At 63.6% G+C, this 14,984-nt stretch carries 14 protein-coding genes; 13 read left to right on the top strand and 1 reads right to left on the bottom strand.

Annotated features, from left to right (window positions below; all coding sequences use genetic code 11):
- Positions 1 to 48 precede the first annotated feature (48 nt).
- The gene (locus tag L6639_RS25705; protein WP_377803110.1) at positions 49 to 669 is read left to right on the top strand and encodes a single stranded DNA-binding domain-containing protein; all 621 of its coding nucleotides are present in this window, start codon (positions 49 to 51) and stop codon (positions 667 to 669) included.
- 122 nt (positions 670 to 791) lie between these two features.
- On the opposite strand, the gene L6639_RS25700 is transcribed toward L6639_RS25705, so the two are convergent.
- Positions 792 to 1,928 carry an alpha-hydroxy acid oxidase gene (locus L6639_RS25700; RefSeq protein ID WP_237864426.1) on the bottom strand — a complete coding sequence of 379 codons (1,137 nt, stop codon included), beginning with the start codon at positions 1,926 to 1,928 and terminating at the stop codon, positions 792 to 794.
- Positions 1,929 to 2,032: 104 nt separating this feature from the next.
- Between L6639_RS25700 and L6639_RS25695 the strand changes: the two genes are divergently transcribed.
- The 12 genes from L6639_RS25695 (at position 2,033) to L6639_RS25640 (ending at position 14,970) form a co-directional block, all read left to right on the top strand.
- Positions 2,033 to 2,200 (top strand): hypothetical protein, encoded by a 168-nt coding sequence (locus tag L6639_RS25695; RefSeq protein WP_237864425.1) that lies wholly within the window; start codon positions 2,033 to 2,035, stop codon positions 2,198 to 2,200.
- A 222-nt stretch (positions 2,201 to 2,422) separates the two neighbouring features.
- Positions 2,423 to 3,766 (top strand): phosphoglucosamine mutase, encoded by a 1,344-nt coding sequence (glmM, locus tag L6639_RS25690; protein ID WP_237864424.1) that lies wholly within the window; start codon positions 2,423 to 2,425, stop codon positions 3,764 to 3,766.
- Positions 3,767 to 3,930: 164 nt separating this feature from the next.
- On the top strand, positions 3,931 to 5,181 hold the full coding sequence (locus tag L6639_RS25685; protein WP_237864423.1) for an MFS transporter: 1,251 nt from the start codon (positions 3,931 to 3,933) through the stop codon (positions 5,179 to 5,181).
- A 227-nt stretch (positions 5,182 to 5,408) separates the two neighbouring features.
- Positions 5,409 to 6,251, top strand: a complete 843-nt coding sequence (locus L6639_RS25680) for an outer membrane protein (RefSeq protein WP_237864422.1) — start codon at positions 5,409 to 5,411, stop codon at positions 6,249 to 6,251.
- A 169-nt stretch (positions 6,252 to 6,420) separates the two neighbouring features.
- Complete coding sequence (locus L6639_RS25675) at positions 6,421 to 7,305, top strand: outer membrane protein (protein ID WP_237864421.1); 885 nt, start codon at positions 6,421 to 6,423, stop codon at positions 7,303 to 7,305.
- A gap of 74 nt (positions 7,306 to 7,379) precedes the next feature.
- Entirely contained in the window at positions 7,380 to 7,970 is a 591-nt protein-coding gene (locus L6639_RS25670) for a glutathione S-transferase family protein (RefSeq protein WP_237864420.1), read from the top strand.
- Between the two features lie 17 nt (positions 7,971 to 7,987).
- Positions 7,988 to 8,452 (top strand): GNAT family N-acetyltransferase, encoded by a 465-nt coding sequence (locus L6639_RS25665; RefSeq protein ID WP_237864419.1) that lies wholly within the window; start codon positions 7,988 to 7,990, stop codon positions 8,450 to 8,452.
- A gap of 158 nt (positions 8,453 to 8,610) precedes the next feature.
- On the top strand, positions 8,611 to 8,817 hold the full coding sequence (locus L6639_RS25660; protein WP_237864418.1) for a hypothetical protein: 207 nt from the start codon (positions 8,611 to 8,613) through the stop codon (positions 8,815 to 8,817).
- A 79-nt stretch (positions 8,818 to 8,896) separates the two neighbouring features.
- Positions 8,897 to 10,069 carry a phosphoserine transaminase gene (locus L6639_RS25655; RefSeq protein WP_237864417.1) on the top strand — a complete coding sequence of 391 codons (1,173 nt, stop codon included), beginning with the start codon at positions 8,897 to 8,899 and terminating at the stop codon, positions 10,067 to 10,069.
- A gap of 117 nt (positions 10,070 to 10,186) precedes the next feature.
- Positions 10,187 to 11,776, top strand: a complete 1,590-nt coding sequence (gene serA / locus L6639_RS25650; protein ID WP_237864416.1) for a phosphoglycerate dehydrogenase — start codon at positions 10,187 to 10,189, stop codon at positions 11,774 to 11,776.
- 195 nt (positions 11,777 to 11,971) lie between these two features.
- A complete protein-coding gene (locus L6639_RS25645; protein WP_237864415.1) occupies positions 11,972 to 13,144 on the top strand; it encodes a thiolase family protein in 1,173 nt (390 codons plus the stop codon).
- A 275-nt stretch (positions 13,145 to 13,419) separates the two neighbouring features.
- Positions 13,420 to 14,970, top strand: coding sequence for an FAD-dependent monooxygenase (locus L6639_RS25640; RefSeq protein WP_237864414.1), 1,551 nt, complete (start codon positions 13,420 to 13,422; stop codon positions 14,968 to 14,970).
- The last annotated feature ends 14 nt before the right edge of the window (positions 14,971 to 14,984 follow it).

Raw genomic sequence — 14,984 nt, 5'->3', positions numbered from 1 at the left:
GGGTTTGCCGTGTGATCGTCGCAAACCCTGAAGGGGACAATCATGGAAATGCTGAACAACTGGATGCCGCGCACCGTCGCGGCTGCGTTCGTCGCCTGTATTCTGACATCAGCGGTCTCGGCGCAGCAGGCGCCGACCGTCCGCATCCGCGGCACCATCGAGAGCGTCGACGGCAACATGCTCGGCATCAAGACGCGCGAGGGCAGCGATGTGAAGGTGAAGATGACCGACAACGTCGCCGTCTTCGCCGTGGTTAAGACGGAGCTCTCCGAGATCAAGGAAGGCTCCTATATCGGCGTCACCGCCATGCCCGAGCCCGACGGCACCCAGAAGGCCATTGCCGTCCACATCTTTCCGGAGAACCAGCGCGGCGTCGCCGAGGGCTTCCGTCCCTGGGACGCCCGCGCCAATTCCACCATGACCAACGCCACCGTGGCGCAGACGGTGAAGGGCACCGACGGCCAGAACATCACGGTGAAATACAAGGACGGCGAAAAGAAAGTCGTGGTGCCGCCTGACACTCCGATCGTCACCTTCGTCGCCAGCGACAAGTCGGAAGTGAAGCCGGGCGCCAAGCTGATCATTTTCGGCGCGGCGAAGAAGGACGACGGCACGCTGGAAGCCAACCGGGTGAATGTCGGCCGCGACGGCGTGACGCCGCCGATGTGAGCGAGCACTGAACTTGTAGGGTGGGCAAAGGCGCACTTGCGCCGTGCCCACCATCCTTATCTATTACGCGGAGTTGGTGGGCACGCTTCGCTTTGCCCGCCCTACCGCACCGCCGTTGCGTCTCACACCGCAATCACGTGATCGTCGATCTCGTCGATCCGGTTGACGCCGCACAGGCCCATCGTGGTCAGCAACTCTTTCTGGATGATGTCGATTGCCTTGGCGACGCCGGCCTGGCCGCCGGCGCCCAGGCCATACGCATAAGCGCGGCCGATCATGCACGACTTGGCACCGAGCGCGAGCGCGCGCATCACGTCCTGGCCGGAGCGGATGCCGCCGTCGAACATGATCTCCATCTTGTCGCCGACCGCGTCCGCGATCTCGGGCAGCACCTCGATCGACGACGGCGCGCCGTCGAGCTGGCGACCGCCATGGTTCGACACCACCAGCGCCTGCGCGCCGGTCTTGGCGGCTTCCTCGGCGTCCTCGACGTCGAGAATGCCCTTGATGATGAGCTTGCCCGGCCAGATGCTGCGGACCCACTCGACGTCCTTCCAGTTCAACGACGTGTCGAACTGCGAAGCGGTCCACTCGGCGAGGCGGTTGAGATCCTCGGTGTTCTTCACGTGACCGGCGATGTTGCCGAAGGTGCGGCGCTTGCCCTGCAGCACACCCGAGACCCAGGCCGGCTTGCTGGCGAAATCCAGGAGCTTCGACAGCGACCATTCGGGAGGCACCGTCATGCCGTTCTTGATGTCGGCGTGGCGCTGGCCGATCACCTGCAGATCGACGGTCAGCACCAGCGCGCTGCATTTGGCCGCCATCGCGCGCTGGATCAGGTCCTTGATGAAGCCGCGGTCTCTCATCACGTAGAGCTGGAACCAGAACGGCTTGTCGACGGCGCCCGCGATGTCCTCGATCGAGCAGATCGACATCGTCGATTGGGTGAACGGGATGCCGGCGGCCTGTGCCGCGCGACAAGCGTGAATCTCGCCGTCGCCATGTTGCATGCCGAGCAGGCCGACAGGGGCGAGCATCAGCGGCATGGTCGAGGGCTCGCCGAGGATCGTGGTCGAGGTGTCGCGCCTGGAGACGTCGACCAGGATGCGCTGGCGGAACTTGATCTGCTGCATGTCCTCGCGATTGGCGCGCAGCGTTTCCTCGGCATAGGAGCCGCGGTCGCAATAGTCGAAGAATGCCTTCGGCACGCGGCGCTTATGCAGCGCGCGTAGATCGTCGATACAGGTAATATGCTTCATGAACGTTCCCCGGCCCGTCTTGTCTTGGGAGTCTTGCGTCGGAAGATTTAGAGGTCATCTAGCATGGTTGGATGCACAGCCAAATCGTTTGCGAGGAGGGCGCCATGACCAAGCCGCACCCGGGGCCTTCGCCTGATAAGATCAAGGAGAAGCAGGCCCTCGACGACGCGCTCGAAGAGGGCCTCGAGGAGACCTTCCCAGCCTCCGATCCCGTCAACGTCACCCAGCCGGCGCCGAGCCGCGAGGACGGTCATGTGAAGCGGAAGGGGTGAGGAGGGTTCCGCCCCATTCCGGCGCCAAAACCGGAAATATAATGTTAACAGTCAGTTACCGGGAACAGGAGTTCCCGGTTCCGTAATGATTCATCATATTTTTTGAAGCCAATTTAGCCGTCCAGGCATTATAAGACCCCCAGCAAATCAGGGATACGGGGCCTGTTCGGGCACCCGGAGGTTGTCGTGGGGATCCCTGGTTGTTGCGCGTGGGGGACGATGATGAGCCGCAAATATTTCGGGACGGACGGGATCCGGGGCCGCGCCAACGGACTGATCACGCCGGAGCTCGCGCTCAAGGTCGGCCAGGCCGCCGGCCTTGCGTTTCAGCGCGGTGACCACCGCCACCGGGTCGTGATCGGCAAGGACACGCGGCTGTCAGGCTACATGATCGAATACGCGATGGTCGCGGGCTTCACCTCGGTCGGCATGGACGTGCTGCTGGTCGGCCCGATGCCGACGCCGGCGGTGGCGATGCTGACCAAGTCGATGCGCGCCGATCTCGGCGTCATGATCTCGGCCTCGCACAATCTGTTCGAGGACAACGGCATCAAGCTGTTCGGCCCGCAGGGTTTTAAACTTTCCGACGACGTCGAGAAGCAGATCGAGCAGCTGCTCGACGAGCCGATCGAGAAGCGGCTGGCGCAGAGCGCGAGCCTCGGCCGTGCCCGCCGTATCGACGGCGTGCATGATCGCTACATCGAATTCGCCAAGCGCACGCTGCCGCGCGATCTCTCGCTCGAGGGCCTTCGTGTCGTGATCGATTGCGCCAACGGCGCCGCCTACAAGGTGGTGCCGGAAGCGCTGTGGGAATTGGGCGCCGACGTGGTGCCGATCGGCGTCGAGCCAGACGGTTTCAACATCAACAAGGATTGCGGCTCGACCTCGCCGGAGGCGCTGTCGAAGAAGGTGCGCGAGATGCGCGCCGACATCGGCATTGCGCTCGATGGCGACGCCGATCGCGTCATCCTGGTCGACGAGCGCGGCCATGTCGTCGACGGCGACCAGCTGCTGGCGGTGATCGCGCAGAGCTGGAAGGAAGACGGCCGCCTCTCGCGTCCCGGCATCGTCGCCACCGTGATGTCCAATCTTGGCCTCGAGCGCTTCCTGAAAGGGCACGGGCTCGATCTCGTGCGCACGCCGGTCGGCGACCGCTACGTGCTCGAGCAGATGCTGAGCGGCGGCTACAATCTCGGCGGCGAGCAGTCCGGCCACATCATCCTGTCCGACTACGCCACCACAGGCGACGGCTTTGTCGCCGCGCTGCAGGTGCTCGCGGTGGTGCAGAAGCTGCGCCGCCCGGTCTCCGAGGTCTGCCACCGCTTCGATCCGCTGCCGCAGATCCTCAAGAACGTCCGCCACAAGGGCGGCAAGCCGCTCGACGATTCCGACGTCAAGTCGGCGATCTCCGACGGCGAGAAGCGCCTCAACGGCCATGGCCGTTTGCTGATCCGCTCCTCCGGCACCGAGCCCGTGATCCGCGTCATGGGCGAAGGCGAGGACCGCATCCTGGTCGAGGACGTCGTCGACACCATCGTCTCGGCGCTGGGCCAGGCCGCGGCGTAGCGGCCTTTCAAACGCGACTGGGGTGGGGTGATCTCACCCCACGATTCCGGACCGGTGGAGAGGGGCCGCGCATCCCAGCCATTTGCGATTGGCAGTGGCCTGTCCGCCGCCATCATCGTACCTAGCAACTCGTGGCAGTCTGCCGCGCCTGCCGGGATGCTGAATTGAACAAGCCTGTCGTCGTCTCAGAGGAAACGCTGACCGAGCCCGTCGTCGTCAGCGACGTCGCTCCCGCTGCCGCCAAAGCCGCGGGGCCGGCTTATATCGTGCTCGCCGGCATCAGCTTCTCGCACTTCCTCAACGACACCATGCAGTCGCTGATCGCCTCGGTGTATCCGATCCTGAAGGACACCTACGCGCTCGACTTCGCGCAGATCGGCATGATCACGCTGGCGTTCCAGTTCACGGCCTCGCTGCTGCAGCCGGTGGTCGGCCACTACACCGACAAGAAAGCGCAGCCTTACTCGCTCTCGATCGGGATGGCCTCGACCTTCTTTGGCCTGCTTCTGCTGAGTGCCGCGCACCAATATCTCGTCATCCTCGTCGCCGCCGCGCTGGTCGGTCTCGGCTCGGCGGTGTTTCACCCGGAATCGGCGCGCATCGCGCGGCTCGCCTCCGGCGGGCGCTATGGCTTTGCGCAATCGGTGTTTCAACTCGGCGGCAGTTTCGGCACCTCGATGGGGCCGGTGCTCGCCGCCCTCATCGTGGTGCCGTTCGGGCAGGGCAGCATCGCCTGGTTCTCCTCGATCGCGTTTCTTGCGATCGTCATCCTCTGGCGCATCGGCCGCTGGTACGCGCCGCAGATCACGACCAAGAAGGCCGCGCCGCTTCAGGCTCATCCCGATGCGCCGAGCTCACGCCGCGTCGCCGTTGCGCTCATCGTGCTCGTCGCGCTGCTGTTCTCGAAGCAGCTCTACGTCTCGAGCCTGTCGAGCTATTACATCTTCTATCTGATCGACCGTTTCGGCGTGTCGACGCAGACAGCGCAGATCTATCTCTTCATCTTTCTCGCCGCCAACGCGGTCGGCGCGTTCTTCGGCGGTCCCTTAGGCGATCGCTTTGGCCGCAAGATCGTGATCTGGATCTCGATCCTGGGCGCGCTGCCGTTCACGCTGGCGCTGCCCTATGCCGGTCTTTACGCGAGTGCGGTGCTGTCTGTGATCATCGGCCTGATCATCTCCTCGACGACGTCGTCGATCATCGTGTTCGCGCAGGAGCTGGTGCCGCACCGCTTCGGCATGATCTCGGGCGTGTTCTTCGGCGTCGCCTTCGGCATTGGCGGCCTGGGCGCCGCCGTGCTCGGCAAGCTCGCCGATCACACCTCCATCGCCTTCGTCTACCAGGTCTGCGCCTATCTGCCGGCGATCGGGCTGCTTGCGGTATTCCTGCCCAAGCTGCCGCAGCACAGGCGTTAACAAACCTTCTTTCGCTGCGCTGCGGCTTCATCAATCGTTAGCAATTGCGGCGCTCACCTGCCGCATTTTTGCAACGCTTGCGCCGCATCCACGTGTGCGCTCAGAAAAAATCAACCTTAAAAATTAGGGTTAAGTGGCGCTTAAGCATTTGCTGCCATCGTCCGCCTGTGAGTTTCCAGAACGTGAGGCATCTGCATTTTGTCTCACCGGCCATAAGGACGAAGCCAATGCGTAGCGTTAAGTCTCTCCTTGCCGCGGGTGCGGCATCACTGATCTCGTCGATGGCGTTTGCCGCCGATATGCCGATCGCGGCTCCGCCCCCCATGTACGCGCCGCCCGCCCCGCCCGCCGATTTCGGCGGCTGGTATCTGCGCGGCGACGTCGGCATGACCAACCAGAGCGCCAAGAGCATCGACGGCAACGTCGCGCCCGGGTTTACGAAGACCACGCAGGGTCTCGGCTTCGACTCGTCCCCGCTGTTCGACGTCGGTGTCGGCTATCGCTTCAACAACTGGTTCCGCACGGACGTGATCGGCCAGTACCGTGGCAAGGCCAATCTGCATGGTGCAGACCAGGTCATTGGGCCCGGCTTCGTCGGTTCCGACAACTACAGCGGCAGCAAGTCCGAGTGGGTCGTCATGGCCAACGCCTATGTCGATCTCGGCACCTGGTGGTGCATCACCCCGTTCATCGGTGCCGGTGTCGGCGGCTCCTACAACAAGATCAGCGGCTTCCGTGACGACGGGATTGCGTATCTCGCCGCGCTCACCCCGACCCCGAGTGCCAGCGTCGCTTACTTCGCCGACAACGGAAAATGGAACCTCGCCTGGGCCGCCCACGCCGGTCTTGCCTACAAGGTCAACCCCGGCTTCACCGTCGAACTGGCCTACAGCTACATGAACCTCGGCGACGCGGCGCCCGGCAACTTCCGCCTGTTCGACAACAGCGCGTCCGGCCCGACCTCGATCAAGCTCAGGGATCTGACCTCGCACGACGTGAAGCTCGGCGTGCGTTGGGATCTCAGCAGCCCGCCGGCTTACGTGCCGCCGCCGCTCGTCACCAAGGGCTGATCGCAAGCCTCAATCGCTTAACGTCTCTTAACGGCGCGGGATCATCCCGCGCCGTTTTGCTTTGCATTTTTTTCATGGCGCGCGGCGGCGAAAACGTCAGACGCAACCATTGGTTAAGGTTAACGAGCCATGATCACGCTGAAAAGTTCGAGTTCGATGGAGCGTTGCAATGCGTAGGCTTTGGTTGGTGGCGGCGGTGTTCGGATCTGTGTCCGCCGCACACGCGGCCGACATGCCGGATCTGCCCGTCCTGCGCGGCGGCTTCACCGACGGTCTGTCCAAGACGACCCACAATTGGGACGGCGCCTATGTCGGCGTCAACGGCGGCTACACGACCGACGCGACCGATTTCAGCCAAAGCGTGGTCGGTCTGACCAACTTCATCTTCCGCGACAGCGTGCTGCAGCAGCCGACTGCGAGTTGGTCGCTCATGAACAAGACCAACACGCAGAGCACGAATTTCGGTGCTTTCGTCGGCCGCAACTGGCAATGGTACGATGCGATCATGGGTCTCGAGGGCACGTACAGTTATTTCAACAATCTCGCCACGTCGACGACTGGCTCGAACTCGCTCGTCATCACCAATCCGGCCGGCGACAATCCGCCCACGGGCACGACCGACAATTATAACGTGACTTTGACCGGCACTGCTGCAGCGAAGGTCAAGGACATGATCTCGCTCCGCGGTCGTGTGGGCTGGGACGGCGGCGACTTCATGCCGTATGCGTTCTTCGGCGCTGCCGTCGGACGAATGGACGTCTCCCGCACGGTCACGAGCAACGTGACGCTGACCCAGGTCGTGACGACCACGGGTGTTGGTGGCGCCACATCGACCACGAGCACGACCTATGATGTGCCTTCGCAATCGCAAACTCAGAGCCAGCACCGGACCAACGCCTTCGCGGTGGGCTGGACCGCGGGTCTCGGCGTCGAATATTGCATCTGGGACGGTCTGTTCGCCCGCGTCGAATACGAATATGTGAGATTCTCGCCGGTCATGAACACCTCGGTGACGCTGAACAATGCGCGCGTCGGGCTCGGCTACAAGTTCTGACACGGCCTCGCTGCGTCGCGGTTGACAGGTTCGCTGCGGCCTGATGCTCTGTCGCCTCTTATGGGGCGGCGGCAATGCAGATTTACGGCGACAGCAATTCCGGCAATTGCCTGAAGGTGAAATGGGTGTGCGATCGTCTCGCATTGCCCTATCGCTGGATCGAGACCGACACGCGCAAGGGCGAGACGCGCACGCCGCAATTTTTGGCGATGAACGGCGCCGGCCAGGTGCCGACCGTGGCCTTCGACGACGGCCGCACGCTCGCGCAGTCCAACGCCATCATCCGCTATCTCGCCCGCGATAGCGCACTCATTCCGCGCGACGCCTTTGCCGCCGCCAAGATGGACGAATGGCTGTTCTGGGAGCAGTACAGCCACGAGCCCTATATCGCGGTGTGCCGTTTCCAGATGATCTATCTCGGCAAGTCAGTCTCCGAGCTCGATCCTGACAAGGTCAAGCGCGGCTATGTGGCGCTTGACCGCATGGAGGCGCATCTTGCCGCGAGCCGCTTCTTTGCCGGTGAGGAGGTTTCGCTCGCGGACGTCTCGCTGCTCGCCTATACGCGTGTCGCGCATGAAGGCGGCTTCGATCTCGACCGTTATGCGGCCATCCGCCGCTGGGTCGGCGAGGCCGAGGCGTTTCTCGGCCTTCCGTCTGCGCGCTGAGCCCGGAGCGTTCGTCGATGAATGACAAGTCAGTTTCCATCCGCCCCGCACGCCGCGAGGACGTCGCGGCGATGATCGCCATGCTCGCCGATGATCATCTCGGCCGCGCCCGCGAGCGGTTGGCGAATCCGTTGCCCGAGATCTATTACGAAGCGTTCGAACGGGTCGAACGCAACCCCAATCTCCAGCTTGTGGTCGCCGAGAGCGAGGGCAGGGTGGTCGGCTGCCTGCAACTCGCACTTCTGCCTGGCATCAGCTCGCAAGGTGGCATCCGCGGATTGCTCGAAGATGTCCGCGTCGCCTCTGATTGCCGCAGCCGCGGCATCGGCGAAAAGCTGGTGCAATGGGCGGTCGCCGAAGCCAAGGCACGCGGCTGTGTTCTGGTTGAATTGCTGACGCATTCGAGCCGCGTCGATGCGCAGCGCTTCTACAAGCGGCTCGGATTTTCGGCCAGTCATGTCGGCATGACTGTGCGGTTTTGATGCAGCTCGCAATGACCATTGTGCGATCAACGAAATCCGATCGCGCGTTCGTTCATCTTAACAGCTGATAAACTAACCCTTGGTCGTTCACGTGGATCGAGGAACGAACGGTGCTACGCCCGCGTCGGACACCGGGCTCGGTCGGTTCGGGGATTTCAATGACAAGCTATTCCATGATCAAGGTCGGCAACGATTACGTTGTGCAGGCCAATGACAAATGCATTTTGAAAGTCGGCAGCCGCCGCCGCGCTGCGCAATTGATCAGCGAGGCCACGGACTTGCTGAACGCGCTGGCGCCTGTCGTATCCCCAGATATTGCCCCGGACGAACCATCACTCCCCCGTGAGGCTCCTGAACTTTCTTGACTGACCTTCCCGATTCCCGTATCAGCCGCGGCGGGACACCTCCCCCCAACGGGAGGCTTACTATCTGGAAGGGTAGATCATGACTGTAGCGAAGCCCGCTTCGCGGCCGACCGTGCCGCATTTCTCCTCCGGCCCCTGCGCCAAGCGCCCCGGCTGGAACGCCCAAAATCTCAAAGACGCAGCGCTCGGCCGTTCGCATCGCGCGAAGGTCGGCAAGACCAAGCTCAAGCTCGCGATCGATCTGACGCGCGAAGTGCTTGAAGTCCCGGCCGATTATCGCATCGGCATCGTGCCGGCGTCCGATACCGGCGCGGTCGAGATGGCGCTGTGGTCGCTGCTCGGGGCGCGGCCCGTCACCACGCTCGCCTGGGAATCCTTCGGCGAGGGCTGGGTCAGCGATATCGTCAAGGAATTGAAGCTCAAGGACGTCACCAAGCTCAACGCTGCTTATGGTGAGATTCCCGACCTTTCCAAGGTCGATCCCAAGAGCGACGTCGTCTTCACCTGGAATGGCACCACCTCAGGCGTCCGCGTGCCGAACGCCGATTGGATCAGCGCGACCCGCGAAGGCCTGACCATTTGCGACGCCACCTCGGCCGCGTTTGCGCAGCCGCTCGACTGGGCCAAGCTCGATGTCGTCACCTTCTCCTGGCAGAAAGCGCTCGGCGGTGAAGCCGCGCACGGCATGCTGATCCTGTCGCCCCGCGCGGTGGAACGGCTCGAGACCTACAAGCCGGCCTGGCCGCTGCCGAAGATCTTCCGCATGACCAAGGGCGGCAAGATCAACGAAGGCATCTTCGTCGGCGAGACCATCAACACGCCGTCGATGCTCTGCGTCGAGGATTATCTCGATGCGCTGAACTGGGCCAAGTCGATCGGCGGCCTCAAGGCGCTGATCGCGCGCGCCGACGCCAACACCAAGGTGCTGGCCGACTGGAAGGCGAAGACGCCGTGGATCGACTTCCTGGCCAAGGACGCGGCGATCCGTTCCAACACCTCGGTGTGCCTGAAGTTCACCGATCCCGCGATCACATCGCTCTCCGACGACGCACAGGCCGAGTTCTCCAAGAAGCTCGTCGCCCTCGTCGAGAAGGAAGGTGCCGGCTATGACTTCGCGTATTATCGCGACGCGCCGGCGGGGCTGCGGATCTGGTGCGGGGCCACCGTCGAGGCCAGGGACGTCGAGCTGCTGACGCAGTGGATCGACTGGGCCTTCGCCGAGACCAAGGCGCAGCTCGCCAAGGCAGCGTAAGCTTTCTTTCTTCGCCTCTTCCCGTTCTTGCGGGGAGAGGCAGAATTCGCTCCCAGACATCACCCTATTCCGGTCGAACGCCGTCCCTTCCATCAGGGAAGGTAGAGGATCATTCCCATGACCAAGCCCAAAGTTCTCATTTCCGACGCGCTCTCGCCCGCCGCCGTGCAGATCTTCAAAGACCGCGGCGTCGAGGTCGACTTCCAGCCCAATCTCGGCAAGGACAAGGACAAGCTCGCCGAGATCATCGGCAATTATGACGGCCTTGCCATCCGCTCCGCGACCAAGGCGACCGCCAAGATCCTGGAGAAGGCGACCAATCTCAAGGTGATCGGCCGCGCCGGCATCGGCGTCGACAATGTCGAGATTCCCGCCGCCACGGCCAAGGGCATCATCGTGATGAACACGCCGTTCGGCAATTCCATCACGACCGCCGAGCACGCGATTACGCTCATGCTGGCACTGGCCCGCGAGATCCCGCAGGCCGACGCCTCGACCCAGGCCGGCAAATGGGAGAAGAACCGCTTCATGGGCGTCGAGATCACCGGCAAGGTGCTCGGCGTCGTCGGCTGCGGCAATATCGGCTCGATCGTTGCCGACCGCGCCCTCGGCCTGCGCATGAAGGTGGTCGCGTTCGATCCGTTCCTGTCGCCCGAGCGCGCCAAGGACATCGGCGTGGAGAAGGTCGAGCTCGATGACCTCCTGAAGCGCGCCGACTTCATCACGCTGCACACGCCGCTGACCGAGAAGACCAAGAACATCATCGACGCGGCCGCGATCGCCAAGATGAAGAAGGGCGTGCGCCTGATCAACTGTGCCCGCGGCGGTCTTGTCGACGAGCAGGCCGTGGTCGATGCGCTCAATTCCAAGCATATCGCCGGCGCCGCCTTCGACGTCTTCGTCGAGGAGCCTGCGAACACCAACGTGCTGTTCGGCCATCCCAACGTGATCTGCACGCCGCATCTCGGCGCCTCCACCACGGAAGCGCAGGAGAACGTCGCGCTGCAGGTCGCCGAGCAGATGTCGGACTATTTGCTCACCGGCGCGATCTCCAATGCGGTGAACTTCCCCTCGATCACCGCGGAAGAAGCGCCGAAGCTGAAGCCGTTCATTGCGCTTGCCGAGAAGCTCGGCTCGTTCGCCGGTCAGCTCACCGAGTCAGGCATCCTCAAGGTGGAGATCACCTATGAGGGCCACGTCGCCGAGATGAAGATCAAGGCGATCACCTCCGCGGTGCTGTCGGGCCTGCTTCGCCCGATGCTAGGCGAGGTCAACGTGGTGTCCGCGCCTGTTGTCGCCAAGGAGCGCGGCATGGTCGTGGACGAGATCGTCCGCGCCGCCCAGAGCGACTATGAGAGCCTGATCACCGTGACGGTCGCGACCGAACGCCAGGAGCGCTCGGTCTCCGGTACCGTCTATCATGACGGCAAGCCGCGCCTGGTCGACATCAAGGGCATCCGCGTCGACGCCGAGTTCGGCAAGTCGATGATCTACGTCACCAACGAGGACAAGCCGGGCTTCATCGGTAGCTTCGCCGGCCTCCTGGGCGACGCCAAGCTCAACATCGCGACCTTCCATCTCGGCCGCGTCGAGCAGGGCGGCGACGCCATCGCGCTGGTCGAGGTCGACGGCGCGGTGCCGGCGGACGTCCTCGCCAAGGTGCAGGCGCTGCCGCAGGTCAAGCAGGTCAAGGCGCTGAGGTTCTGAGGCCTCCGCTGCGCGCGCGCCCCACGGAATGACGATCATCATATATTCCGACGTGCGGAACAACGCCGCCCTTCTCGCGAGGGGCGGCGTTTTTGTTGATGCAACGCGGTGCTTTATTTCTCCCGCGATCCCCAAACTTTGTGTACCAATGGCGGTCACGACACTCCGTACAATCGTTCGAAAAGGGAGAAAACAATGCGTGAAGCCGTCATCGTTTCCTATGCGCGCACGGGCCTCGCGAAATCCGGCCGCGGCGGGTTCAACATCACGCCGCCGATGTCGCTCGCGGCTCATGCCATCCACCACGCGGTCGACCGCGCCGGCGTCGACAAGGATTACGTCGAGGATTGCTATCTCGGCAATTGCGCCCATGGCGCGCCGAACATCGGCCGTCAGGCCGCGCTGCTCGCCGGCTTGCCGAAGAGCACCGGCGGCGTCTCGGTGAACCGCTTCTGCTCCTCGGGCCTGCAGACCATCGCGATGGCCGCCAACTCGATCCGCTCCGACGGCGCCGACTGCATCGTCGCCGGCGGCGTCGAGAGCATCTCGATTCCGGGCGGCGGCACGCCGAAGGAATCGATCGATCCTGAATTGCTCAAGACCGCGCCCGACATTTTCATGGCGATGATCGACACCGCCGACATCGTTGCCGAGCGCTACAAGCTTAGCCGCGAATACCAGGACGAATATTCGCTGGAATCGCAGCGCCGCATGGCGGCCGCGCAGCAGGCCGGCAAGTTCAGGGACGAAATCGTCCCGATGAAGACCAGGATGAAAGTCGTCGACAAGGCCACCAAGGCCGAGAGCATCGTGGACTATGTCGTCGACCGCGACGAGTGCAATCGCCCGGAGACCACGCTCGAAGGTCTCGCCAAGCTCGAGCCGGTGAAGGGCCCCGGCAAGTACGTCACCGCCGGCAATGCCAGCCAGCTCTCCGACGGCGCCGCCGCCGTGGTGCTGATGGAAGCCAAGGATGCCGAGAAGCGCGGCCTCAAGCCGCTCGGCCGCTTCGTCGCATGGGCCGCCGCGGGCTGCGAGCCCGACGAGATGGGCATCGGCCCGATCTTCGCCGTGCCGAAGCTGTTGAAGCGTCACGGCCTGAAGATCGACGACATCGATCTCTGGGAGCTCAACGAGGCCTTTGCCAGCCAGTGCCTCTATTCGCGCGACAAGCTCGGTATCGATCCCGAGAAGTACAACGTCAACGGCGGCTCGATCGCGATCGGCCATCCTTTCGGCATGACCGGCGCCCGTCTCACTGGTCATCTGCTGCAGGAAGGCGCCCGCCGCAAGGCCAAGTGGGGCGTCGTCACCATGTGCATCGGCGGCGGCCAGGGCGGCGCCGGCCTGTTCGAGATCTACAGCTGATCCGACGCGCAAGAATATGAAAGGCACGGCGCCGCAAGCGCCGTGCCTTTTTCGTTGCGCATCCATCCTCACGAAACTATATACGCCCCGTCGGAAAAGGCAGATTTGGTCTGGTCAGCCCAAATCCTTTCGGTGACGAAAGCTCTGGTCTTTGGCCTTGTGCACGAGATCCCCACGACGAACAGCGGGCGCCATTTGGGCGCTCAATCGTTCGTCCGTGTGATCCTCGAAGCTCTGGGAACGCTCCGGTCGAACATCGACTCCAGGAGCGTCTCATGCAAACCCAATCCACTGATATCTATGACGTCATCATTGCCGGTGCCGGCCCTGTCGGCCTGTTTCTCGCCTGCGAATTGCGGCTCGCAGGTCGCTCGGTGCTCGTGCTCGAGCAAGCGCAAGATCCGCATTCGGCGCTGAAGCAGCTCCCGTTCGGCCTGCGTGGCCTGTCTGTCACGACGACCGAGGCCTTTCACCGGCGCGGCTTGCTCGACGAGATCGTCGCCGCGCAGCGCGCAAAGTCAGGCGCGATCAAGAGTGTCGCGCACTGGATGCAGCAGACGCGACGGCCCGCCGGTCACTTCGCCGGCATCCAGTTCTTCGAGGACGATGTCGATGCCACGAAATGGTCCTGGCGCCTGCCGACGCTGGCCGAAGCCGGCGTCGCGGTCGACATGGACACGCTCGAAACCGTATTGGCCGTGCGCGCATGCAGCCTGGGCGTCGACATCCTCAGGGGATTTGGCGTCGCCGCCATTGCCGCCTCGGACGACGACGTCACCGTGCAGGCGGCCGGCGCGACGTTTCGCGGACGTTGGCTGGTCGGCTGCGATGGCGGCCGCAGCATAGTGCGCAAGGCCTGCGGATTCGATTTCGTCGGCACCGACCCTGAATTCACCGGCTATTCCATCGACGTCGAGCTCGCCGATCCGGAGAAACTCAAGCCAGGCCGCAATTACACGTCGACGGGCATGTACACTTATGCGGTATCAGGCACGATCGCGATGGTCGATTTCGACGGCGGCCTGTTCCACCGGAGCGCGCCTGTTGCGCGCGAGCATGTGCAAGACGTGCTGCGCCGCGTCTCCTGCACGGACGTCACCATTACAAGCCTTCGCTTTGCCGCGACCTGGACCGACCGCGCCCGCCAGGTGACGGCCTATCGCAAGAGACGCGTGCTGCTCGCGGGCGATGCCGCGCACATCCATTCGCCGCTGGGCGGGCAGGGGCTCAATCTCGGTCTCGGCGATGCCATGAACCTCGGCTGGAAGCTGGCCGCGACGATCTCCGGCCACGCGCCGAGCAATCTCCTCGATAGCTATTCGCGGGAGCGACATCCCGTCGGCGCACAAATCCTCGATTGGTCGCGCGCGCAGGTCGCGATCATGCGGCCGACGCCTGCGACCCGCGCGCTCCAGGCGGTCATCCGCGATCTGATCGCAACCGGCGATGGCGCGACCTATTTCGCCGAACGCATCCGCGGCGTTGCGCTCCGCTACGATCTCGACGGCCGCCATCCGCTCGTCGGGCGCAGTGTTCCCGATTTCGAACTCTCTGACGGCACGACGGTCGGAGAAAATCTCAGAGAGGCGAAAGGGCTCTTGCTGGACTTCGACATGCGCCAATCGCTTCAAGCGCTTGCGAGCGGCTGGAGCGACCGGATTGCGTATCTTGCGGGCGCGCCGCGGGATCGGCTGGGCCTGAGCGCGGTGCTGGTGCGTCCCGATGGCTTTGTCGCCTGGGCCAGCGACGGCGCGCCCGATGATGACGACGCCGCCCAAGCCGCGTCGCGCTGGTTCGGCGAACCCCCGACGCGCGGATGTCCTTGAGTCTTGTTATGCAC

The organism is Bradyrhizobium zhengyangense, from assembly GCF_022012555.1.
GTDB classification, from domain to species: domain Bacteria; phylum Pseudomonadota; class Alphaproteobacteria; order Rhizobiales; family Xanthobacteraceae; genus Bradyrhizobium; species Bradyrhizobium zhengyangense.
The sequence above is the reverse complement of the archived record's forward strand: the minus strand, read 5'-3'. Positions and strand labels throughout refer to the sequence as shown.